Origin of the sequence: Flavobacterium sp. F52, assembly GCF_000278705.1 — a bacterium.
GTDB classification, from domain to species: domain Bacteria; phylum Bacteroidota; class Bacteroidia; order Flavobacteriales; family Flavobacteriaceae; genus Flavobacterium; species Flavobacterium anhuiense.
Map to the genome: position 1 here is coordinate 16,080 of NZ_AKZQ01000035.1, position 22,381 is coordinate 38,460.

Consider the following 22,381-nt stretch of genomic DNA (forward strand, 5'->3'; position numbering starts at 1 on the left):
AAAAAGGTAAAAGAAAAAACTAGTTTTCACACATAGTCCCGATAGCTATCGGGATGCATTTAAAAAAGTGAAACGCCTTTTATGCACAAAGAAAAGCTATGTTTCTATGTGTTAAAATAATTACTCCCAAAGAATTAAAAACATATTCATTATATAAAACCAAAAAATGAACACTAAAATTATAAAATATAGCCCGCTGTTTCTAGCAGCAGTATTTTTCCTGAACAGCTGTAATTCTAAAAAAGAAGAACCTGTTAAAGCAGAAATCGAACCTAAAGTTGAAACTTTCCTTTTAGCGAAAGAAAAACTGACGACAGAATTGCGTTTGCCAGCCGAATTAACTGGTTTCCAACAAGTTGATTTGTATGCAAAAGTGAGCAGTTTCGTAAAAACCTTAAAAGTTGATATTGGTTCTAAAGTAAAAAAAGGACAGCTTTTAATTGTGTTGGAAGCGCCAGAAATCAGTTCGCAATTGGCTGCAGCCGAATCGAGACTGAAATCTATGGAAGCGATTTATGCAACCAGCAAAAGCACTTACAACCGTTTGTACGAAACCAGCAAAGTGGAAGGAACGATTTCTAAAAACGATTTAGAAATGGCAAGCGGCAAAAAGAATTCTGATTACGCACAATATCAGGCAGCAATTGCAGCGCACAAAGAAATCTCGATCATGAGAGGTTATCTTGAAATTCGTGCTCCTTTTGATGGCGTTGTAGCAGCTAGAAATGTGAATTTAGGAACATTTGTTGGTCCGCAAGGAAAAGGTTCTGATTTGCCTTTATTAACGATTCAGGAACAAAGCAAATTACGTTTGGCGGTTTCTGTTCCAGAATTGTACACAGGATATTTGCACCCAGGCGACGAAATGAGTTTTAATGTAAAATCGTTGCCAGAAACTTTTACAGCAAAAATTACCAGAATGTCTGGCGCTTTAGATTTGAAACTGCGTTCTGAAAGAGTCGAAATGGACGTTCACAACACCAAAGGAAATTTATTGCCAGGAATGGTTGCCGAAGTTTTGTTACCGCTTAACGCGAAAGACAGCACATTTGTAGTGCCAAAATCGGCAGTGGTGAATTCTGCTGAAGGTTTATATGTAGTAAAAGTAGTAAACCACAAAGCCACAAGAGTTGACATTAAAAAAGGAAGAGAAATCGAAGATAAAATTGAAATTTTCGGCGATTTGACTCCAAACGATAAACTGGTAAAAATTGCCAGCGAAGAAACTAAGGAAGGCGATGTCATAAACGAATAATACCGATTATGTATTCTATACAGTCTAATAAAAATTAGACTGTTTTCATACTATATCGGCATTGATAACCTGCGTTTTAGTCTTCAATTTAGTGATTACCAAAAACTGTACGCATTCTTAGGAGTGCAAATCTAAAAATTTGCCTAAAAGGGCAGTTCTTCTTTTTGAGGGACTGTCCTTTTTTTATTGTTTAATAAATGGGTAAAAATACGTGGTTGATGAGATTGGTAAATTGATATTTTTGATATTACTATTCTTTTATTCGCATACAACGGTTTTCCGTAAAAAAACTACTAATCAGCATTTTATATTTGAATTAATTTTTAAAATAAAAATATGATAACAAAAATACACCTTAATAACGTAGCCAGTTACAAAAGTCAAACAACTTTAGAAACAGATAAAAAATTTAATCTTATTTATGGATTAAATGGAACTGGTAAAAGTACTTTTTCTAGTTTTCTTCAAAAGTATGATGAACAGAAATACAACAGTTGTGCAATTGAGGGATTAGATGCAGATAATGAAATACTTGTTTACAATCAGATTTTCATACAAGAAAATTTTTTTGAATCTGAAAATTTAAAAGGGATCTTCACTCTTTCAAAAGAAAACAAAGAAGCAGAAATTAAGATAAATAGTGCTCAAAAAGAAATTGAAAAGATTGAAAGTAATTTAATTACAAAAAAAAAGGAACTTGAAATCGAGCATACCAATATCAATCAAAAACTTGAAACAGCTAAAAATGCAATTTGGAAAATAAAATCTGACTACAGTGGTGGCGATAGAGTTTTAGAATTTTGTTTGGAGGGATATAAAGGTTCCAAAGACAGTTTATTTAATCATATAACTTCTTTATCTAAACCCAGTGAAAAACCAGTAAAGACAGTGGATGATCTAAAAACCGATTTACAATCGATTTTTGGAGATAATGCCCAAAAATATTCGGAACTATCACCAATCACTTTCATTATTATCTCTAAAGAAATAGATGAATTATTCAACAAACAAATTGTAGGTAATGAAAACAGCTCAGTTTCTCAATTAATAAAAGTCCTTAATAATTCAGATTGGGTAAAAGAAGGATTAGAATATCTTCCACAAGGTCAGATTGAAAAAAATGAAACTTGTCCATTTTGTCAGGAAAACACAATATCAAACACACTGATAGAAAATATTAAAAATTATTTTGATGCATCTTATGAAGCAGATATAAATGCTCTAAAAGTGTTTCTAAGAGATTATACAGACGCAATTTATACCATTCCAAATAAATCAAGATTCGAAGAAAATCCAAAATTTGAAACTTACAAAAAAGATTTTGAAATTAAATATAATGCTTTTATAAAAGTTGTAGAAGACAATAAAAAACTGATAGATGAAAAGATTAAAACACCAAGTGTTTTAATTTCAATTAATGATTCAACAAAGGAACTTAATGAATTAAATGATGTCATATCTAAAATAAACATGTTGATACAAGATCATAATAGAAATATAGATCAAACCGCAACTGTCAAGGCCAAAGCAAAAATAACTTTTTGGCAAATTATACGTTGGGATTATGACCAAACTATTAATTCAATTAATGCTGACAAATTAACGTCTAAAAACAGAATAGATGATTTAAGTGTTTTTATTAACGATTATAATTTAAAGATTTCCGAGCAAAAAAAGATTATTTCAGAACAACAAAAACAAACAGTTAACATAGAGGAAGCTGTAACCAACATAAACAATGGTCTAATTGATTTAGCTATTTTAGATTTTAAGATTAAAAAACATGCAGAAAATCTCTATAAAATTGTAAGAGGAGATAATGAAGATAAAATTTTTCGCTCTTTGAGTGAAGGTGAAAAAATGATTATTAGTTTTTTATATTTCCTTGAATTATGTAGAGGAAAGAAAGAAGCCACTGAAACAGGCAAAAATAAAATTATTGTTATAGATGACCCTATTTCAAGTTTATCTCATATTTACGTTTTTAATATTGGAAGACTTATAAAAAATGAGTTTTTTGGTAAAAAAGAAAAAAGAAATGGAGTTGAAACTTGGAATTATAAATACGATCAAATTTTTATTTTAACTCACAGTTTATATTTTTTCTACGAAATTACTGAAACAAAACATGACGAAAGAAAAGAGATGCAAAAATTATTCCGTCTCACCAAAAATGAAACAGGAAGTAGTTTCATCTCTATGAGCTATGAGGAAATTCAAAATGATTATCATGCGTATTGGTATATAATAAAAGATGACAAACAGCCTCCCGCATTAATCGCTAATTGCATGAGAAATATTATTGAATATTTTTTCAACTTCGTTGAAAAGAAAGATCTAAATAATTTTTTCTTGCAAGAACCATTAAAAGATAATAGGTTCCAAGCATTTTATAGATATATAAATAGAGAATCTCATTCATTAGGTCAAAATATCTATGATTTTAAGGAATTTAATTATACTGACTTTAAAGATGCTTTTGCTCAATTATTTAAAACTGCCGGTTATGAAGAACATTATAAAAAGATGATTAAATAAAAAAACATTTTAATTCACTAGAAAAGTAAACAAAATATAATAAAAACCTCGACTTTAAAATCGAGGTTTTTCATTTCATAATCTCTACTCCTCACTCAAATAAGGATTTAAAATCTCCGCCAATTCATTGAGCCAATAATAATTGTCTTCAAAATTTGGTAGTCCAATTTGGAGGGTTTCGTGTTGTCGCATTACGCCGAGAGCTAAAATGCAATTTACTTGTCTTAAGATTTTAGCCATATCTTCGGGATCTATAATATGGTTAAAAAAATCAATCAGCCTTGTTTCGGCTTCTTTGGAAAGGGTGTTTGTTTTCATAAAGTGAAGAATTTAAGAAAAAACCCTCATACCTTAGCAGTCTTACGCTTCTTCACGGCGTCAAAGTCCTTTCGGAGCTTTACTACATAGCACGAGGGCAAATTTTATGTTGTCTTAATGTGAAGATTTAAGAACTTCAAATATAAGAAAACTTTTTAAAAAGAAAGATTTTTCTTTCAATTATTATATTCCTTTTATCAAATATAAGAAATCTATATTTTAGCAGGCATTTATCATGGTTTTCTCACTGCGAAGAACGAAGCAATCCCACTAAACATAAGACACAAAGTCTGATTTTGTAAATGTGGTTGCTTCGTTCCTCGCAATGACAAACTGCGCGGAAAAAATGGCAAAGATTTGTCTGGCTTAGCGATGTCGAAGCCCGCAATCTAAATCTACAATCTTTGTAGAGCTACTTGCGAAGATTTCTCGTTCCTCGAAATGACAAAATTGGGGATAAGAAATTAAACTAGCTATTATAAAAAAATGCAAGATCAATTTTGATCTTGCATTTTTTATAATTTGATAAATCTAAAAGAAAACGACTTTTTACGCTCTCTGGCGCTCGTGTATGCCTTCTTTAATTTCTTCCACCATTTTTTTATTAAAAGCGGGTAAATCATTCGGGTTTCGGCTGGTAACTAGTCCGTTGTCTACAACTACTTCTGAGTCTTCCCATTGCGCTCCGGCGTTTTTCAAATCGTTTTTCACAGAAAAGAACGAAGTTACTTTTCGGCCTTCTAAAACATCAGCATCAACCAGAATTTGAGGTCCGTGACAAATTGCAGCTACCGGTTTTTTACTTTCAAAAAAGGAACGTACAAAATGTACTGCAGCTTCTTCTCTTCTTAATAAATCAGGATTTATAACTCCTCCTGGCAGAACCAAAGCATCATAATCGGCTTCATTTGCCTGATCTAATACGACATCAACATTATATTCGTTGCTCCAATTTCCGTCTTTCCAAGCTTTGATAGTTCCAGATTTCAAACTGACGATATCTGCATTCCAGCCTTGCTCTTCCAGATAGGCTTTAGGCGATGCTAATTCAGATTCTTCGAAACCGTTTGTGGCTAATATGGCGATATTCTTTTTCATAATTTCAAATATTTAAACGTTATTAATTTTGATTTACCTAAAATTAGTTATTTGAGAAAGCCAAAGAAAATAGACCGTGTTAAAGCTTTCTTTAATAAAAGTTAATTAATTGGCAATCAAATTTTTATTAAAAAATAAAATGAAATTATGTAAAATTTAGGTCAATTTGGTTTACTATTTTATAAGCATTTATGAATCAATCAAGATTTCATTTCTACAGATTTTTTTTCAGACTTAAAAACTATAACGACATAAAAACTTTTAAAAAAAACCTTATTTTAATACAAAAAAAACTTTTAGGGGTAATATCAATAAAATATGCCGTTTTAAATTTACTGACCTCGAGACAAACCAAATACCACTTCTTATGCCACTTACAAAAAAAATTGCGGAATTAATGTCCAAAAAGTACAATACCAATATTACTATTTTGGGCGATTACGAGGGCAGCAATCATACTTCGATTCTTGATAATGACAACGGAACAATCTTAGTTGTTTCAGATCGGAATCAGTTTTATTTTAAAGATCGGCATCGCAATCTTTGGCTGTCGGTTCTAGATCCGTTTCAAATAGATGGAAAACAGCATTATCCCGAACTGGGAGATTCTTATACCCTCAATCACGGAGTGCAATACAGTTTTACAACACAAGAGGCAATCGTGGAAATGGCTTCTATCTATTTTGCAAAACATGCAGATTAATGGTGCCCTCAATGCTAATTTACTTCGGATTGAAAATGACCAAAATTTCAAAAGACAAGAAAGCAACCTATCTCAAATCCTTTTTAATAACTAAATATTTCAAGTCTGTTTTTCCTGCATTACTGATTCCATGTTCGGCATTTGGCGGACAATAAAAACTCGTATTCGGGCCTGCTGTAACGGTTTTTCCGTCAAGGAAGAATTCGGCGGTTCCCTCTAAAATGTAGAAAAATTCCTCCTCAGGATGATGGTGCGGCGCATGCGTGGATTTTCCAGGTTCAACAATACTCATTTTTAAAGTGTTTTCTTGAGTAAAATCTTTATTGGCAAACCAATATTGGTAACCTACTTTAGTTTTGGTAGCTTTGTTGATATCAAAATGATTGACACAGTTTTCGATGGTGTATTGCGGAGTCTCTTTTTTAGTTTCCTGACAGAAGGTCTTTTGGAAAAATAAAACAGCGATTGTGGTTTTTAGGATAGTTAGCGTTTTCATTTTTTTATTGTAATGTTACGAAAAATGCTTTTGATAAACTGAAATTAAAATAAAATTCTAATTTCATTGCATTTAATATCAGAAATAAAAACTACTTTTAAAACCGCTTCAAAAGCAAGTTTTTAAACCTTTTTATAATGAAACCACTCCAACTTAAAATAAAATCACACTTTTTATTTCTTATTACTTTAACTTTTACAAATTTTATATACGCTCAGTCATTAAAAGAGAAAAGCAATTTGATAATAGCAAAAGGAGCAGTTCTCACAAAGCTATCAGACCAATTCAGTTTTACAGAAGGACCTGCTTCAGATAAAAAAGGAAATATTTATTTTACGGATCAGCCTAATAATAGAATCATGAAATGGTCGGTTAATGGCAAACTTTCTGTTTTTATGGAAAATGCAGGAAGAGCCAACGGTTTGTATTTTGATCACACAGGCAATCTTTTGGCTTGTGCCGATGAAAAAAATGAACTTTGGAAAATAGATGAAAACAAAAATTATACTGTAATAGTAAACAACTTCGAAGGAAAAAGGCTAAATGGCCCTAATGATCTTTGGGTTGACCCAAAAGGTGGCATCTATTTTACAGACCCTTTTTACCGAAGGGATTACTGGAAACATACCTCGAAAGAAATAGAGAAAGAATGCGTTTACTATTTATCTCCTGATAAATCCAAAATTATTAACGTTGAGAATGATCTTGTAAAACCAAATGGCATTATTGGAACTTCAAACGGAAAAACGTTATACGTTGCGGATATAGCAGGAAACAAAACGTACTCTTATACAATCGAAAGTAATGGCTCTTTAAGTAAAAAAACGCTGTTTACCGAATCGGGTTCAGATGGAATGACAATAGACGAGTCAGGAAATATTTACTTATGCGGAAAAGGAGTTACCATATTCAATCCAAAAGGAGAAAAAATAGCTCATATTGATGTTCCTGAACCTTGGACAGCTAATGTTTGTTTTGGAGGAAAAAAATTTAAAACATTATTTATTACTGCCAGCAAAAGTGTTTATAAGATAGAAATGAATGTTCGCGGAATGAAATAATCGATAAATCATCGCTTTTTCAGATTAAAAAAACTTGAAAATCATCTAAATTTTGACTCAAATTTAGTTTGAATTTTGTTTTAAACTAAATTTTACAAAGCACAAAAACTTTCGAAACACCTTATTTTACAAGTGTTTTAACACTCTCTATAATACAATAAGAAAATATTATGATAAAAATATTTTGAAATTCGAAAATCCGCCATACATTTGCCTAACAGTGTTAAACGATTTAATACTTGAATACAATGGCTAGCAAAGATCGAATTTTAAGACAAAAAGAAGAGACAAGAAATAATATTCTTGGCGCTGCTTATGATATCGTAAAAGATGAAGGCTGGAATGGTTTGAGTATGCGTAAAATTGCCGACAGAATCGAATATACTGCTCCTATTATTTATGAATATTTCTCGAATAAAGAAGCAATATTAGAAGAACTGACAGGCAAAGGTTTTATTAAACTGGCTAAAGAGTTGCAGACTGCGAAAGACAAGTTTGAAAAACCAGAAGATCAGTTAGAAGCCATGTGGATGACTTATTGGGATTTTGCTTTTACTAATACTGAAATGTATCAACTTATGTTTGGTGTTCAAATGACTTGCTGCGCACAGCGATGTTCGGCTCAGGAAGCACCTTACAAATTATTTACTGGTGTCATTGCTGAAATTATGAAGGACAGCAATCCTAGTGAAGATATCATAAAACAAAAATATTTTACTTTCTTTTCTGTTATTCATGGTTTAATCGCCATCAACATCATTAATAAAAGTGATATTTTAGAAACCATAAATGCTCAGATTTTGAAGGATGCTATTACTGGTATCATCAAATCTATACAATAAAAAAATTTTTCAATTTTACTTAACAGTGTAAAATGATTTAAACGGGATAACATAAAATCCTTTTTTTTATAACTTTCGCTTAACACTGTTAGAAAATTTAATAAAGGTAATAAAAGCTCTTTTTTTAGACTTTTACTTAACAACGTTAGATAATTTAATACTGATTTAAAATAGAATTGGAAAGGCTTACTGTATGGAAATTTGCGCACATTTACTTAACAACGTTAGATAATTTAATTCAATTAAATATGAATCCCGAGAATGCCAGAATACCAAAGAATTTTATCCGAGAAAATGTTCAACCAATTAAAACCACAATGAAAATGAAAAATGTAATTATAACCAGTTTTATCCTGGCCTTAGTTTTAAGCAGCTGTGCCGACAAAAATCAGGCGCCTACTGCTCCACCCCCACCGGTTTTACCAGTATTGGCTATCACAAGTGCCAACACAACTACTGACTCTGAATATCCTGCTTCAATACAAGGAACTGTTGATGTTGAAATTCGCCCACAAGTGAGCGGAAACCTTGACAGAATTTATGTAGACGAAGGCGCATATGTAAACAAAGGACAAACTTTATTTAAAATCAATGAGCGTCCGTATCGTGAGCAGTTAAACAATGCTTTGGCAAGTCTCCACGCAGCTGAAGCGGCTTTAATAAACGCTAATTTAGAAGTTGACAAATTGACTCCGTTAGTTCAGAACAAAGTAGTTTCTGATTATCAATTAAAAACAGCTAAAGCTTCTCAAAAAATTGCTGCTGCCAATATCGAACAAGCAAAAGCAATGGTAGGTTCTGCTAAAATTAATTTAGGATATACCAACGTAACGGCTCCAGTTAGTGGATACATTGGAAGATTGCCCAAAAAACAAGGAAGTTTAGTTTCTGCAACAGATGTGGAACCTTTAACTACTTTATCAGACGTTCACGAAGTATTTGCTTATTTCTCGCTAGGTGAAACTGATTTCATCAACTTTAAAGAGCAATATGCAGGAAGTTCATTAGGCGATAAAATCAAAAAATTACCTCCAGTTACTTTGATTTTAGCTGATAACAATGCTTACCCTCAAACTGGAAAAATCGATATGGTTGACGGTCAGTTTGATAAAACTACTGGTGCAATCACTATTAGAGCGACTTTCCCTAACAAAGGCGGCGTGTTACGTTCTGGAAACACAGGAAGAATCCGTTTAGGATTAAATCACGACGATGCGATTTTAGTTCCACAATCGGCTACAGTAGAAATGCAGGACAAAGTATTTGTTTTTACTGTAGGCAAAGACAACAAGGTAACTAAAATGCCTATAACTGTTGTAGGTAAAAGCGGCACTAATTATTTAATTAAAGAAGGTGTAAAAACCGGCGACCAAATCGTGTTAAGCGGTATTGACAAACTTCAGGACGGGCAAGCGATTCAGCCTGAAAAATCAACTAAAGTTGCCCAAGTAACTAATCAAAAATAATTCTAAAACACAATGTTCAAAATATTTATACAAAGACCTGTACTGGCAACCGTAATTTCCATTTTATTGGTAATTCTGGGAGTATTGGGTTTAACTAAACTGCCTTTACAACAGTTTCCTGATATTGCGCCTCCATCGGTTTTGGTAACGGCGGTATATCCAGGAGCCAACGCAGAAACGGTTTTACGTTCTGTGGCTCCTTCTCTAGAAGAGTCTATAAATGGTGTAGAAAACATGACTTATATGAGTTCTACTGCCAGTAACGACGGTACTTTGGCTATTACAGTTTTCTTTAAACTGGGTACAGATGCCGATCAGGCTGCAGTAAACGTGCAAAACCGTGTGGCACAAGCAACAAGCCAATTGCCAGCCGAGGTTGTTCAGCAAGGTATTATTACCGCTAAACAGCAAAACAGTTTCATCATGGCTATTGGTATGTATACTGATGACGAAGCCAAATACGATCAAACTTTTGTGGCCAACTATGCACAGATTAATATTATTCCGGAATTAAAACGTATTCCTGGTGTAGGTTCTGCCAGTATTTTTGGTGGTGTAAAAGATTACTCTATGCGTGTTTGGCTGAATCCAACACAGATGTCAGCTTATAAAGTAACACCAAGCGAAGTTATGGGCGCTATTCAGGACAAAAGTTTGGAAGCGGCTCCAGGTAAATTTGGAGAGCGAAGCAAAGAGGTTTTTGAATACGTTATTAAATACAAAGGAAAATTAACCAAACCAGAAGATTATGAAAATATTGCTATACGTTCTAATGCAGATGGCTCAGTACTTCGCTTAAAAGATGTAGCGAGAGTTGAACTTGGAGCTTACTCTTACAACAGTTTAACTCGTTTAAATGGTAAAAAAGGAATTGTAATTGGAGTTATCCAGTTAGCTGGATCCAACTCAAATGATATTCAGATTGCTATTAACAAAATGATGGAAAAAGCTTCTAAAGATTTTCCAAAAGGCATTAAACACAATATTTTCTATAGTACAAAAGTATCTTTAGACCAATCTATCGAACAGGTTGAACATACCTTAATTGAAGCTTTCATTTTAGTATTCATTGTGGTATTTATCTTCCTTCAAGATTTTAGATCAACATTAATCCCGGCCATTGCTGTACCTGTAGCAATTTTAGGAACGTTCTTCTTCATGCAGTTATTCGGATTTTCGATCAACCTTTTAACACTTTTCGCATTAATTCTGGCGATTGGTATTGTGGTCGATGATGCCATTGTGGTAGTCGAAGCGGTGCATGCGAAAATGGAGCACAAACGTTTGTCTCCAAAAATCGCCACCCATGAAGCAATGCACGAAATAACGGGTGCTATTATCTCGATTACGCTGGTAATGGCTGCTGTATTCCTGCCGGTTGGTTTTATGGAAGGCTCAACGGGAGTTTTCTATCGTCAGTTTGCCTTTACGATGGCAATTGCAATTGTAATTTCGGCTGTAAATGCCTTAACATTGAGTCCAGCGCTTGCTGCATTATTCTTAAAAGATAATCATGGAGCACACGATCACAATGAACCTTATCAGAAAAAAGGATTTAAAGAAAAATTCTTCAGTGCTTTCAACAGCAGTTTTGAATCACTTACCAATCGTTACGTTGGCGGAATTAAATTCTTAATCAGAAGAAAATGGTTGAGTTTAGGCGGATTAGCGTTAATTACTTTGGCAACAGTGGTGATGGTAAAAACAACTCCTTCTGGGTTTATTCCAACAGAAGATCAAGGATTTATTGCGATTGCAGTAAATACGCCATCTGGAACGTCATTAGACGGAACTCAAAAAGTAATGACAGAAGCTGAGAATACTTTAAAAGCACTAGACGCTTCTCGATTTGTAACCGCAATTTCAGGTTTCAACTTGCTGACTAACTCTACGAGCCCATCTTCTGCAGTAGTTTTCGTATTGCTTAAACCAAACGAAGAACGTGGAGAAATAAAAAATATTGACGAAATCATGAATCAGGTTCGTGGTAAACTGGGATCTATTTCTGGAGGAAGTTTCTTCGTATTCAGTTTCCCAACCGTTCCAGGATTTAGCAACGTTGAAGCGTTGGATTTAGTGCTGCAAGATAAAACAGGAGGAAAACTGGATAAATTCAGTGGAGTTTCTCAGAATTTTATCGGAGAATTAATGAAACGTCCTGAGATTGCCGTTGCCTTTACCTCTTTCAAAGCCGATTATCCACAATTGCAATTGGAAGTTAACGACGAAAAAGCAAATCAATTGGGTGTTAATGTAAAAGACATTTTACAAACGATGCAAGCGTACTTTGGTAGCGCACAAGCATCTGACTTTAACCGATTTGGTAAATATTACCGTGTAGTGGTTCAGGCAGATATTGAAGACAGAGCCGATCCGACTTCGATTGACAGAGTTTTTGTAAAAAACAAAACAGGCGAAATGGTGCCGATAAATACTTTAGTAAAACTGACTCGTATTTATGGTTCTGAAACCGCTTCTAGATATAATTTGTTTAACTCAATTTCAATTAATGCGATTCCGAAACCAGGATTTAGTTCAGGAGATGCCATTAAAGCTATTGAAGAAGTAGCAGCACAACAATTGCCTGCAGGTTACGGGTTTGAATTCTCGGGCCAAACGCGTGAGGAGATTTCGTCAGGAGGACAATCGGCAACTATATTCTTACTGTGTTTGATATTCGTTTATTTCTTACTTGCTGCACAGTACGAAAGTTACATTTTGCCTTTGGCAGTAATCTTGTCAATTCCTGCAGGTATTTTTGGAGTATTCGCTGCTATTGGTTTAACAGGAATTCAAAACAACATTTACGTACAAGTTGCTCTTGTCATGCTGATCGGGCTTCTCGCTAAAAATGCCATTTTGATTGTGGAATTTGCAGCACAGCGAAGAAGATCAGGACAAGGATTAGTAGCAGCTTCAATTATGGCAGCAAAATTACGTTTGCGACCAATTATCATGACGTCTCTTGCTTTTGTGGTGGGATTAATACCAATGATGAGTGCCAAAGGTCCATCAGCACAAGGTAACCACTCCATCAGTATCGGGGCAGCTGGAGGGATGCTTTCAGGAGTAATTCTAGGTTTGTTCATCATCCCTGTCTTATTCATCATTTTCCAGCATTTACAAGAAAAAGTGAGCGGAAAACCAATCGCTGTAATTCATAACGAAGAAAAATAATAAATGGAAAACTATATCACAACCATACTTGTCGCCATCATATTTGGCATCGGATATATATCGTACAGAATCTCTAGAGATCTTGAAACTAGAAAAGATACTTGTACAGAAATTTAATCTGCTAGTGAGATTTAAAAAAATATATTTTAACACATAGAGACATAGAATTGTATGTCTAAAAGAGAGATTAGAAGAAACTAGTTTCAACACATAGCAAAACTATGTGCATTTAAAACAAGTGAAACGCCTTTCTAGAGCCTCAAAAAACTATGTCTCTATGTGTTTAAAAGAATAAACCCAACGGGTAGAAATTTAATAAAAAGACTAATGAAAAATCATATAACCAAAATCGTGACCTTCGCCATTCTGATCACGACTTTAATATCCTGTAAAGTCTCTAAGGATATTGAAACTCCAAAAGATGCATTTCCTGACAATTTCAGGAATGCATTGGTTTCGAGTGATACAACCAGTATTGCCGATGTGGAGTGGAAAAATTTCTTTACAGAAAAAGATATTATCAAATTAATTGACAGCGCCGTTGCGAGAAACAACGACCTTCAGATTGCCGAAAAGAACATCGAAATTGCACAATACCGTTTTACACAGTCAAAATGGGGAAATGTGCCTCAAGTTAACTTATTCGTTAATGCCAGTACAAGCAATCCGTCAGACAATAGTTTTACAGGATTAAACTTAAATCAGGCCATTGGCGCCAAACATATTGACGACTATTCTGCTGGAGCTTCTCTTTCCTGGGAAGCTGATATTTGGGGAAAGATCAGAAACCAAAAGAAAGGGGCTTACGCAGGATATCTTCAATCTGAAGAAGTAAAAAAAGCATTGCAAACCAATATTGTGGCTAATGTTTCTAGAGGATATTATAATCTTTTGATGTTAGACGCACAATTGGACATTGCCAGACAAAATTTACGTTTAAATGATAGTACAACGAACATTATCAAATTAAAATACGATGCTGGTCAGGTAACCAATTTAGCGATTCAACAATCTGAAGCACAGAAATTAAATTCAGCGCAATTGATTCCACTATTGGAACAAAACATTGCGATTCAGGAAAATGTTTTGAGTGTGCTAACTGGCTCTTTTCCGAATTCAAAAGAAAGATCCGTTAAGTTAAGCGCACTAGAAGTAAAACATAATACAGCAATTGGAATTCCTTCTGCCGTAGTGAGCAGAAGACCTGATGTAAAAAGTGCCGAATTGGCTCTTAAAGTCGCCAACGCAAATGTCGGTATCACGAAAGCGGATTTATACCCAGCTCTCAGAATTACGGCTCAAGGCGGCGTAAACTCTTTTGAAACCAGCAATTGGTTCAACATTCCGGCTTCTTTATTCGGAACTGTTGCAGGAGGTTTAACACAACCGCTTTTGAATAACAAAAGACTTAAAACGCAATATAATATTGCTTTAGCAGAAAGAGAAAAAGCCGTTTTAGCTTTTAGACAATCGGTTTTGGTTGCCGTAAGCGAAGTTTCTGATGCTTTGGTTAAAGTAGAAAAATTACAGCAGCAAGAAACTTTCTTGAAAGAAAAAGTAAAAACATTACAGCAGGCTATTAAAAATGCAAATCTTTTGTTCAAAAATGGTTTGGCAGAATATCTTGAAGTTTTAACAGCTCAAGCGAATCTTTTGCAAAGCGAATTAGAACTTGCTGATATTAAAAGACAACAGCTTACAGCCAATACAGATTTATACCGCGCTTTAGGCGGAGGCTGGAAATAATACCTCGTTACATTACCCGTTAATTATTTATTTTTTGAGATGAAAACGCTGTGGGACTTAGGTTTCATGGCGTTTTTTACGTTTTGCCGCAAAGGCGCTAGGACGCGAAGTTTTTTTGTTTGCCACGAATTTCACTAATTTTTACTAATTTCTTTTCTCTCTAATTATAAAAATAATTCGCGAAAATTCGTGAAATTCGTGGCAATAAACTTTATGCCTTAGTCCCGATAGCTATCGGGATTGTGGCAAAAACAAAACAATCTATGACCTTCAACAAAGAAACATACCTCAACAATCTAAAATTATATTTCGAAAGTTACGCTCCTATCTCTGAAAAGTCATGGAAATCAATTGAAAACTTAACACATTTCCAGACCGTCAAAAAAGGAGAAATAGTATTAGAAAATGGGGAAATCTGCAAAAATCTCTATTTTATTGCAAAAGGAATTTTACGAACTTTTATTACAGACGAACAAGGAAATTTCTATAACAAAAACCTTTTTCTTGAAAACAAATTGGCATGCTCTAAAGTTTCATCAATACTGCAAACTCCTTCTAGTTTTACGATCGAAGCTTTAGAAGATTGTATTTTAATCAGACTTAATTACAAAAAATATATCCAGTTGATTAGCGAAAACGATGATCTTAAAACCTTCTACATTGCCTATTTAGAGAAAAACTGGATTATTGAAAAAGAACAAAGAGAAGTCGCGCTAGTTATGCAGAATGCGACAGAAAGATACCTTAATCTTCTTGAAACGCACCCAACAATCGCCGATCGGGTTCCGTTATTGCATATTGCTTCGCATTTAGGCATTACGCCAACGCAGTTAAGCCGAATCAGAAAAAGTCTGGAAAAAGATTCGTGAATCAACATATGTAAAGGCTTTTCTAAGAGAACCAATTTATTTTTGTGTTATAATTAAAACTCGTCATAAAAATGGACCATATAAACCTCATTAAAGACAATATTGACAATCTAACCACTCTTTGGAAAACTGTTGCAACTCCTCTCCTTTCTTATCATAAAAATGATCCTTTTGAATTTTCTCAAATAAAAAACTCAGGCTGGCCAAATAGATTATGGTCTAGAGAAGATATTACCGAAGAAAACTTTCTGCAGATTCAGGAAACGATGGAGAAAAATCCAGGTTTGGTTATTCCGTATTGGGATATTTTTGGAAGCAATTCTAAAGAAATTTTCGAAAAAAATGGCTTTCATATCCGAATTCAGCTTGTAGCGATGGCTTTAAAACTGGGAGAACAATTTCCGCTTCAAAACAATCTTACTTTCAAGAGAGTTTTAAATGAAGAAGATGCCAAAACCTGGTCAGATATTTATCCAATGTCTTTTAGTTATGTAATCAGTAAAGAAACCTTGGTTGCTAATTACGAAAATGCAAAGTTTTATTTAGTTCATTTTGAAGGAAAAGCGATTGGAACGCTTACTCTTTTTCAAACCTACAAAACAATGGGAATTCACGGTGTCGGCGTAATCCCAGAAATGCGCAAAAGAGGTTTCGCAGAAGAAATCATGAAATTTGCTATCAATGAAGCTATTGATGCCAATTGCGAATATGCGCAACTACAAGCTTCTGCATTAGGAAAAGGCATTTATACGAGATTAGGTTTTGAGGATTTGTTTACGATTACGAATTATCAACTGAGTTAAATTCCAAATTTTAAAATCCAAATTCCAATTCGGTCGCGAAGTCGCAATTTTTTTTTAGCTCTAGCAGATTTGGCAGATTAAGCAGATTAGATTTTTTAATAAATAATCTGCCAAATCTGCGAGAAACAAATCCTTTAAATCTTTTGAATCTGTGGCTTTAAAATAAAAACTTTGCGCCTTTGCGCCTTTGCGAGAACTATTTTCAATCTAAAATCTAACTTCTAAAATCTAAAATCAAGAATGTCCCAAATGCCCCCAAAATAGTCATAAATAGGTATTTTGTTAAAAAATAAGAATAGTACATTTGTAATACATTAACTAATAATCTTTTAAACAAATACCCAATGAAGACAACCAAAATCATTTTCTGGACTACTACTATTTTAATCTTTTTATTTGAAGGCGTTATGCCGGCATTGACTTCTCAAACTGAATTAGCCAAAGAAGGAATCAAACATTTGGGTTATCCAGAATATTTCGGAAATGCATTAGTCGGGTTTAAAATCCTTGGCGTTTTAGCTTTAATTATTCCGCAAGTTCCTGGACGAATCAAAGAATGGGCTTATGCAGGATTTGCTTTTGATTTCATTTTTGCTTCCATAAGCCATTTTGCGGTTGACGGAATAGGTTTTCAAGGATTCTTTCCTTTAATTGTTTTTGCAGTTTTAATTATTTCTTATGTAACATATCACAGAATACAGCGTTATAAAAATATAGCGCTCTAAAAATCAAAACTTTATGATTGAAGTTTTTAAAACAAATGTTCAAGAAGAATCTCAATGCAACATCATCATTGAGAAGCTTCTTGAGCACTATCCCAACGGCTCGATCAACTTCGATTTAGAAGATTGTGACAAAATCCTCCGCATTCATGCACCCGCCATTTCGAATACAAAAATTATCGACATTTTAAATTCGCACGGTTACTTCTGCGAAGTGCTTCCTTAAAAAATTAACACTTCTCAAATACCTGAATTATAGCATTTTAATATTTTTTATTGTATATTTGAAGGAGTATCATTTCCCCTAATTCTATAAATTTAATTTCGCCAGATTATGTACTGAGGTTTTCTTAACCAATCGGTAAACCTATACTGTCGAATTTTCAATTTCTAAAATTAAAAAAATGAAGAGCGCTATTCAAAATACCATACTGGAAACCTACAGTAAATTGGGCGACTTACTTTCTTCTTTTTCAAAAGAAGAAATCAATGTTGTTCCGTTTGAAGGAAGCTGGACGGCTGGACAAACCGCACAGCACAGTATTCTAGCCTGCTCAGGTCTTACCATGCTATTTGCTGGAAAAACCGAAAAAACCAATAGAGAACCTGACGAAAACGTAAAAGGACTCGACTCCATCTTTTTAGATTATACTAGTAAATACCAATCACCCGAAAACATAAAACCACCTGCTATTGAGTATGAAAAAGGCACTCTGCTGGCTTCTGTAAAAAAAATACAAAATGATTTGTTTGAAGCTGCAGAAACTTACGATTTAACACTGACATGCTTGGATGCTAAAGTACCTGGTTTTGAATATTTCACGATTTACGAATGGCTTCATTTTGCCATTGTACACACGCAGAGACATACGCAGCAGTTAAAATCGATTTACGAACATATTAAAAAACAATAAATCAGTATTTAACTCAAAACAATTTTTATGAGATCAAAAGTTAGAACCATTGTTTCATCTGGTTTAGTTGCAGGGACATTAGATATTACTGCCGCTATTTTGATTTATGCAGGAATATTACATAAAACAACAGCCGAAAAAATTTTACAATCTATTGCAAGCGGAATTTTTAAAAAAGAGGCTTATACAGCAGGAACAGAAATGACTTTTGTGGGTTTGGGACTTCATTTCTTAATTGCTTTTATTTTTGCTTGGTTTTATTTTAAGATTTTCCCTTATATCCCATTTTTTAAAATAAACACTTTACTCTCAGGAGTTTCTTATGGCTTCTTTATTTGGGTTGTAATGAATCTTGTGGTTCTCCCCATCGTATTTCCAGTTTTACCAGAAAAAAAACTAGATTTTCCGCTATTGCTTTCTATACTTATTGTGATTTTTTGTGTAGGGATTCCGATAGCATTTATAACTCGGAAATATTATGCAAAATGGTACTAATTGAAGGGACAAAGTTACAAAGAGACAAAGTTACAAAGGTTAAAATACTTTACACTTTGTAACTCTGGAACTTTGGTACTTTGTCCCCTTAAAATCAAACTTTTCTTCTTCCTGTTATTAATGATATGATAAATAGCACTAAAAAGATAAAGAATAAAACCTTTGCAATACTTGCGGCTCCAGCGGCAATTCCGCCAAAACCAAAAATTCCGGCTATAATAGCCAAAATGATAAATATAACTGTCCAACGTAACATAATATTTGATTTTTAAGTTCTTAATATGACTGTTTTTATAAGCCTTTTTGTTTATCTCAAAGTTCTTTTATTCCTACAAATCTTGTTAACTCTATGCGCTTTATTATTATCTCAATAAAACTAAAACAACACTAGAACCCACGCCACTTTCACTATTATTTCAAAGCCTTACAGAATTACCATGTTTACGCTTTTGAGTTAATTTTTTGATCGATTGGATTAATTGCCGCTTCCATCTCAAAGTAATTTTAGATAAAATTTTTAAGGGTAATGGAAGAAGCTAGGAAACATGGTGTCATCTTAGAAAAAACAGATCGGGCTTTTGAGGAATTAGGTGTTTTAAATCCTGCCATTTATCAAGACGGAAATACTGTACACATGTTTTACAGAGCGGCCAAAAGAGGAAATTTTTCAACCATTGGATTTTGTCGTTTTGAAGGTCCAACTACATTAGTTGAAAGAAGCACTCAGCCGGTTTTTGTGCCAGATTACATTTATGAGATTCATGGTGTAGAAGATCCGAGAATTACTAAAATAGGCGACAGGTTTTACATGACTTATGTTACTTATGATGGAATTAATGCTTGTGGCGCTTTGGCAGTTTCAAAAGATTTAAAAATTTTTAAGAAGAAGGGAGTTATAACGCCAAAATTTATTCTTAACGAATTTACAAATCTTATTAGAAAGCATTTACAGAATCCGAGCATTGCAAAGATCTTAGCTTTTAATACGGAAAGAAATTATCCGCTTACGGAAACTATTAAAGAGAATCTGTTTGTATGGGATAAAAATGTGGTTCTTTTTCCGAAGAAATTTAATGGAAAGTTTGTTGCCCTGCATCGCTTATTTCCATCCATTCAGATTTTTTCGTTTGAAAAGAAATCAGAACTGACAGAAGATTTTTGGAAAAACTATTTAAAAAATCTTCCCGATCATATTGTAATGGAACCAAAATATGATCACGAAACAAGTCATATTGGTCCTGGAGCCCCGCCGATAGAAACAGCAGACGGCTGGCTTTTAATTTATCATGCTGCTGAAAGGAGAGAGAAAGGTTTGGTTTATCATGCCGCAGCTGTTTTACTGGATTTAGAAGATCCGTCAAAAGTTATTGCAAGACTGCCAAAACCAATTATCACTCCTTCAGAATATTACGAAAGACATGGCTATGTCAATTATGTGGTTTTCCCGACAGGGACTGCCATTTTTGATGACCAACTATATATTTATTATGGCGCTGCCGATGATAAGATTGCGGTGGCATCTCTGAACCTTAACGAGTTATTAACCGAATTAAAAATGAACTCTCATGAAAACAATATCAAATAAATCAAAAATCGTTTTTTTATCTACTTTTCCGCCTACGCAATGTGGCATAGCAACCTATACTCAAGATACCATCAAAGGAATCACAGATGTTTACGGTAAATCTATCAAATGCGAAATATGTGAACTTGTTGATAAACCCAAAGATCAGCCAACGCAGGCATTTACCTTAAACACTAAAAATCGAGAAGAATACGCTAGAGTTGCCGAGGAAATTAATCAAGATGAAACTGTGAAATTAGTGCATATTCAGCATGAATTTGGTTTGTTTTCAGGAAATTACGGTGACCATCTTTTAGATTTTTTAAATGTTATTAAAGCACCTGTTACGTTTACGTTTCATAGTGTAATTCCGAATCCGAATGACGAATTGAGAACATTCGTAAGACTGCTATTGGACTACAGCAATTCGGTTTTTGTGATGACTAATAAATCGAAAGAAATTTTAATCAAAGACTACGATATCAATGAAGAAATAATTACTTGCGTGCCTCATGGAACTCATATTGTGATATACGAAACTCCAGAACAGGCAAAAGAAAAATTAGGAATTCAAGATAGATTGGTTTTGGCTACTTTCGGACTTTTGGGCGAAGGTAAAAATATAGAAACGGGCTTACAGGCTTTGCCAAAAATTATCAAAAAAGCGCCAAATGCTTTGTATCTTATTATTGGCAAAACACACCCTAACTTAATTAAAGACGGAATTGACACGTATCGTGATAAATTGGAAGGTTTAGTTAAAGAATTAAATCTTCAAGACAATGTACGCTTCATTAATAAATATTTGGATACCGATGAGCTCTTAGAATATTTAAAAGCAACAGATATTTATATGTTTACGTCAAAAGACCCGAATCAGGCAGTGAGCGGCACATTTGCTTACGCGATGAGTTGTGCGTGTCCGATCGTGGCATCTAAAATTCCGCACACCAGAGAGGTTTTAACTCCAGATTCTGGAATTTTATGTGATATTGGAGATGCTGATCAATTTGCGGCCGCAGCAATTAAATTGATTGAAGATGAGAATTTAAGACACGAAATGGGAATTAATTCATTTACCAAAATGAGAGCTTCATCATGGGAAAATGTTGCCATCACGCAAATGAATACTTATAAAAACCTATTCAAAAATCCTTCAGAAATTAAATACAGCTACCCTCCTATTCAGCTGAAACATATCAAAAAACTGACTACAGAATTAGGAATTATTCAGTTCAGTAAAATTTCTATTCCGGATTTAGATTCTGGATATACTTTAGATGATAATGCAAGAGCTTTAATAGCGTTTTGCATGCATTATAAACTGACTCAAGACAAAGATGATCTCGCTTATATCTTAATTTATTTAGATTTCATTCAGCGCTGTCAGAAACCAAAAGGAGATTTTATCAATTATGTCGATAAGGAAAACCGCGAACATATTGAGCAAAATGCCGAAGTAAATCTTGAAGATTCAAATGCAAGAGCCATTTGGGCTTTAGGAACTGTTGTTTCTATGTCGGATATTCTCCCAGAAGCCATAACCAAAAAGGCAACCAAATGTTTATTGAATACCTTAAAATGGGCTGAAAATATCCAATCGCCTCGTTCAATTGGTTTTGCTACAAAAGGATTGTATTTATACCATTCAACCATTCCGAATTTGTATGTTGCAGCTATCATCAATAAGCTAAATGCAAAATTGCTGGCGAATTACGAAGACACTGCCACAGAAGATTGGCAATGGTTTGAAAATTATCTGACGTATGGAAACAGCATTTTGCCAGAATCAATGCTTTACGCTTATTTAATTACCAATAAACCAGTTTACAAAAAAGTAGCATTGGACTCTTTAGATTTCTTGATTTCAAAAACGTTTATAAAAGGAACTTTCAAAGCTATTTCAAACCAAAGCTGGCATCATAAAGGTTCAGAACCAAGCCAGTACGGAGAACAGCCAATTGATGTTACCTACACGATTCAGACTTTAAATGCATTTTATAATGCCTTTAAAAACCCAGAATACAAAAAGAAAATGAGAGCCGCATTTAACTGGTTTTTAGGAAAAAATCATTTGAACCAGATTATGTATAATCCAGTAAGCGGTGGTGGTTACGACGGGCTTGAGAAACATAATGTCAACCTAAATCAAGGTGCAGAATCTACAGTTTGCTATTTAACCGCAAGATTATTAATGGAAAAACTGGCCATGTCACAATCACGTGTCATTCCTTTAATGAAATCACGAAGCGGCATTGCTATAAATTTATAACAAAAGAAATTGAAGCTAACCAAATACTTCATTTAAACCCTG

20 protein-coding genes are annotated in these 22,381 nt (G+C 34.0%); 16 read left to right on the plus strand and 4 right to left on the minus strand.

Going from position 1 to position 22,381, the window contains the following annotated elements:
- Positions 1–166 precede the first annotated feature (166 nt).
- Together FF52_RS17825 and FF52_RS17830 are read left to right on the plus strand one after the other, a co-directional pair.
- On the plus strand, positions 167–1,255 hold the full coding sequence (locus FF52_RS17825) for an efflux RND transporter periplasmic adaptor subunit (RefSeq protein ID WP_008467704.1): 1,089 nt from the start codon (positions 167–169) through the stop codon (positions 1,253–1,255).
- A 336-nt stretch (positions 1,256–1,591) separates the two neighbouring features.
- The gene (locus FF52_RS17830) at positions 1,592–3,793 is read left to right on the plus strand and encodes an AAA family ATPase (protein WP_008467707.1); all 2,202 of its coding nucleotides are present in this window, start codon (positions 1,592–1,594) and stop codon (positions 3,791–3,793) included.
- Between the two features lie 84 nt (positions 3,794–3,877).
- Here FF52_RS17830 and FF52_RS17835 read toward each other — a convergent pair whose 3' ends face one another.
- Both FF52_RS17835 and FF52_RS17840 read right to left on the minus strand, forming a co-directional pair.
- On the minus strand, positions 3,878–4,111 hold the full coding sequence (locus FF52_RS17835) for a hypothetical protein (protein WP_008467709.1): 234 nt from the start codon (positions 4,109–4,111) through the stop codon (positions 3,878–3,880).
- A gap of 549 nt (positions 4,112–4,660) precedes the next feature.
- A complete protein-coding gene (locus tag FF52_RS17840) occupies positions 4,661–5,209 on the minus strand; it encodes a type 1 glutamine amidotransferase domain-containing protein (RefSeq protein ID WP_008467712.1) in 549 nt (182 codons plus the stop codon).
- Between the two features lie 367 nt (positions 5,210–5,576).
- Here FF52_RS17840 and FF52_RS17845 point away from each other — a divergent pair, with 367 nt between their 5' ends.
- Positions 5,577–5,912 (plus strand): hypothetical protein, encoded by a 336-nt coding sequence (locus FF52_RS17845; RefSeq protein ID WP_008467716.1) that lies wholly within the window; start codon positions 5,577–5,579, stop codon positions 5,910–5,912.
- Positions 5,913–5,979: 67 nt separating this feature from the next.
- Here the strand turns inward: FF52_RS17845 and FF52_RS17850 are convergent, their stop codons facing one another.
- Positions 5,980–6,408 carry a cupin domain-containing protein gene (locus tag FF52_RS17850; RefSeq protein ID WP_008467718.1) on the minus strand — a complete coding sequence of 143 codons (429 nt, stop codon included), beginning with the start codon at positions 6,406–6,408 and terminating at the stop codon, positions 5,980–5,982.
- Positions 6,409–6,545: 137 nt separating this feature from the next.
- Here FF52_RS17850 and FF52_RS17855 point away from each other — a divergent pair, with 137 nt between their 5' ends.
- The 11 genes from FF52_RS17855 to FF52_RS17905 all read left to right on the plus strand — a co-directional run bounded on the left by FF52_RS17855 (position 6,546) and on the right by FF52_RS17905 (position 18,503).
- On the plus strand, positions 6,546–7,469 hold the full coding sequence (locus FF52_RS17855; RefSeq protein WP_008467720.1) for an SMP-30/gluconolactonase/LRE family protein: 924 nt from the start codon (positions 6,546–6,548) through the stop codon (positions 7,467–7,469).
- Positions 7,470–7,717: 248 nt separating this feature from the next.
- Entirely contained in the window at positions 7,718–8,311 is a 594-nt protein-coding gene (locus FF52_RS17860; protein ID WP_008467721.1) for a TetR/AcrR family transcriptional regulator, read from the plus strand.
- Between the two features lie 248 nt (positions 8,312–8,559).
- On the plus strand, positions 8,560–9,777 hold the full coding sequence (locus FF52_RS17865) for an efflux RND transporter periplasmic adaptor subunit (protein WP_035691882.1): 1,218 nt from the start codon (positions 8,560–8,562) through the stop codon (positions 9,775–9,777).
- A gap of 12 nt (positions 9,778–9,789) precedes the next feature.
- On the plus strand, positions 9,790–12,954 hold the full coding sequence (locus tag FF52_RS17870) for an efflux RND transporter permease subunit (protein WP_008467725.1): 3,165 nt from the start codon (positions 9,790–9,792) through the stop codon (positions 12,952–12,954).
- 327 nt (positions 12,955–13,281) lie between these two features.
- A complete protein-coding gene (locus tag FF52_RS17875) occupies positions 13,282–14,700 on the plus strand; it encodes a TolC family protein (protein WP_008467727.1) in 1,419 nt (472 codons plus the stop codon).
- Between the two features lie 263 nt (positions 14,701–14,963).
- On the plus strand, positions 14,964–15,569 hold the full coding sequence (locus tag FF52_RS17880) for a Crp/Fnr family transcriptional regulator (RefSeq protein ID WP_008467729.1): 606 nt from the start codon (positions 14,964–14,966) through the stop codon (positions 15,567–15,569).
- Positions 15,570–15,640: 71 nt separating this feature from the next.
- Positions 15,641–16,372 carry a GNAT family N-acetyltransferase gene (locus FF52_RS17885; protein WP_008467731.1) on the plus strand — a complete coding sequence of 244 codons (732 nt, stop codon included), beginning with the start codon at positions 15,641–15,643 and terminating at the stop codon, positions 16,370–16,372.
- A 344-nt stretch (positions 16,373–16,716) separates the two neighbouring features.
- Positions 16,717–17,097, plus strand: a complete 381-nt coding sequence (locus FF52_RS17890; protein ID WP_008467733.1) for a DoxX family protein — start codon at positions 16,717–16,719, stop codon at positions 17,095–17,097.
- A 13-nt stretch (positions 17,098–17,110) separates the two neighbouring features.
- Complete coding sequence (locus FF52_RS17895) at positions 17,111–17,320, plus strand: hypothetical protein (RefSeq protein WP_008467738.1); 210 nt, start codon at positions 17,111–17,113, stop codon at positions 17,318–17,320.
- A 178-nt stretch (positions 17,321–17,498) separates the two neighbouring features.
- Entirely contained in the window at positions 17,499–18,008 is a 510-nt protein-coding gene (locus FF52_RS17900; protein ID WP_008467740.1) for a DinB family protein, read from the plus strand.
- A gap of 27 nt (positions 18,009–18,035) precedes the next feature.
- Positions 18,036–18,503 carry a hypothetical protein gene (locus tag FF52_RS17905; RefSeq protein ID WP_008467741.1) on the plus strand — a complete coding sequence of 156 codons (468 nt, stop codon included), beginning with the start codon at positions 18,036–18,038 and terminating at the stop codon, positions 18,501–18,503.
- Between the two features lie 94 nt (positions 18,504–18,597).
- On the opposite strand, the gene FF52_RS23445 is transcribed toward FF52_RS17905, so the two are convergent.
- Positions 18,598–18,759: a DUF1328 family protein gene (locus FF52_RS23445; protein ID WP_008467744.1), complete on the minus strand. Its 162-nt coding sequence runs from the start codon at positions 18,757–18,759 to the stop codon at positions 18,598–18,600.
- Between the two features lie 270 nt (positions 18,760–19,029).
- Between FF52_RS23445 and FF52_RS17915 the strand changes: the two genes are divergently transcribed.
- Both FF52_RS17915 and FF52_RS17920 read left to right on the plus strand, forming a co-directional pair.
- Positions 19,030–20,088 (plus strand): pesticidal protein Cry7Aa, encoded by a 1,059-nt coding sequence (locus FF52_RS17915; RefSeq protein ID WP_008467745.1) that lies wholly within the window; start codon positions 19,030–19,032, stop codon positions 20,086–20,088.
- Complete coding sequence (locus FF52_RS17920; RefSeq protein WP_008467747.1) at positions 20,069–22,339, plus strand: glycosyltransferase; 2,271 nt, start codon at positions 20,069–20,071, stop codon at positions 22,337–22,339. The genes FF52_RS17915 and FF52_RS17920 overlap by 20 nt, the downstream gene beginning before the upstream one ends.
- Positions 22,340–22,381 lie beyond the last annotated feature (42 nt).

Excerpts from the sequence above, each read along its gene's own strand:
- FF52_RS17825 (WP_008467704.1), top strand. The coding sequence starts at position 167 with ATGAACACTAAAATTATAAAATATAGCCCGCTGTTTCTAGCAGCAGTA.
- FF52_RS17830 (WP_008467707.1), top strand. The coding sequence starts at position 1,592 with ATGATAACAAAAATACACCTTAATAACGTAGCCAGTTACAAAAGTCAA.
- FF52_RS17835 (WP_008467709.1), bottom strand. The coding sequence starts at position 4,111 with ATGAAAACAAACACCCTTTCCAAAGAAGCCGAAACAAGGCTGATTGAT.
- FF52_RS17840 (WP_008467712.1), bottom strand. The coding sequence starts at position 5,209 with ATGAAAAAGAATATCGCCATATTAGCCACAAACGGTTTCGAAGAATCT.
- FF52_RS17845 (WP_008467716.1), top strand. The coding sequence starts at position 5,577 with ATGCCACTTACAAAAAAAATTGCGGAATTAATGTCCAAAAAGTACAAT.
- FF52_RS17850 (WP_008467718.1), bottom strand. The coding sequence starts at position 6,408 with ATGAAAACGCTAACTATCCTAAAAACCACAATCGCTGTTTTATTTTTC.
- FF52_RS17855 (WP_008467720.1), top strand. The coding sequence starts at position 6,546 with ATGAAACCACTCCAACTTAAAATAAAATCACACTTTTTATTTCTTATT.
- FF52_RS17860 (WP_008467721.1), top strand. The coding sequence starts at position 7,718 with ATGGCTAGCAAAGATCGAATTTTAAGACAAAAAGAAGAGACAAGAAAT.
- FF52_RS17865 (WP_035691882.1), top strand. The coding sequence starts at position 8,560 with ATGAATCCCGAGAATGCCAGAATACCAAAGAATTTTATCCGAGAAAAT.
- FF52_RS17870 (WP_008467725.1), top strand. The coding sequence starts at position 9,790 with ATGTTCAAAATATTTATACAAAGACCTGTACTGGCAACCGTAATTTCC.
- FF52_RS17875 (WP_008467727.1), top strand. The coding sequence starts at position 13,282 with ATGAAAAATCATATAACCAAAATCGTGACCTTCGCCATTCTGATCACG.
- FF52_RS17880 (WP_008467729.1), top strand. The coding sequence starts at position 14,964 with ATGACCTTCAACAAAGAAACATACCTCAACAATCTAAAATTATATTTC.
- FF52_RS17885 (WP_008467731.1), top strand. The coding sequence starts at position 15,641 with ATGGACCATATAAACCTCATTAAAGACAATATTGACAATCTAACCACT.
- FF52_RS17890 (WP_008467733.1), top strand. The coding sequence starts at position 16,717 with ATGAAGACAACCAAAATCATTTTCTGGACTACTACTATTTTAATCTTT.
- FF52_RS17895 (WP_008467738.1), top strand. The coding sequence starts at position 17,111 with ATGATTGAAGTTTTTAAAACAAATGTTCAAGAAGAATCTCAATGCAAC.
- FF52_RS17900 (WP_008467740.1), top strand. The coding sequence starts at position 17,499 with ATGAAGAGCGCTATTCAAAATACCATACTGGAAACCTACAGTAAATTG.
- FF52_RS17905 (WP_008467741.1), top strand. The coding sequence starts at position 18,036 with ATGAGATCAAAAGTTAGAACCATTGTTTCATCTGGTTTAGTTGCAGGG.
- FF52_RS23445 (WP_008467744.1), bottom strand. The coding sequence starts at position 18,759 with ATGTTACGTTGGACAGTTATATTTATCATTTTGGCTATTATAGCCGGA.
- FF52_RS17915 (WP_008467745.1), top strand. The coding sequence starts at position 19,030 with ATGGAAGAAGCTAGGAAACATGGTGTCATCTTAGAAAAAACAGATCGG.
- FF52_RS17920 (WP_008467747.1), top strand. The coding sequence starts at position 20,069 with ATGAAAACAATATCAAATAAATCAAAAATCGTTTTTTTATCTACTTTT.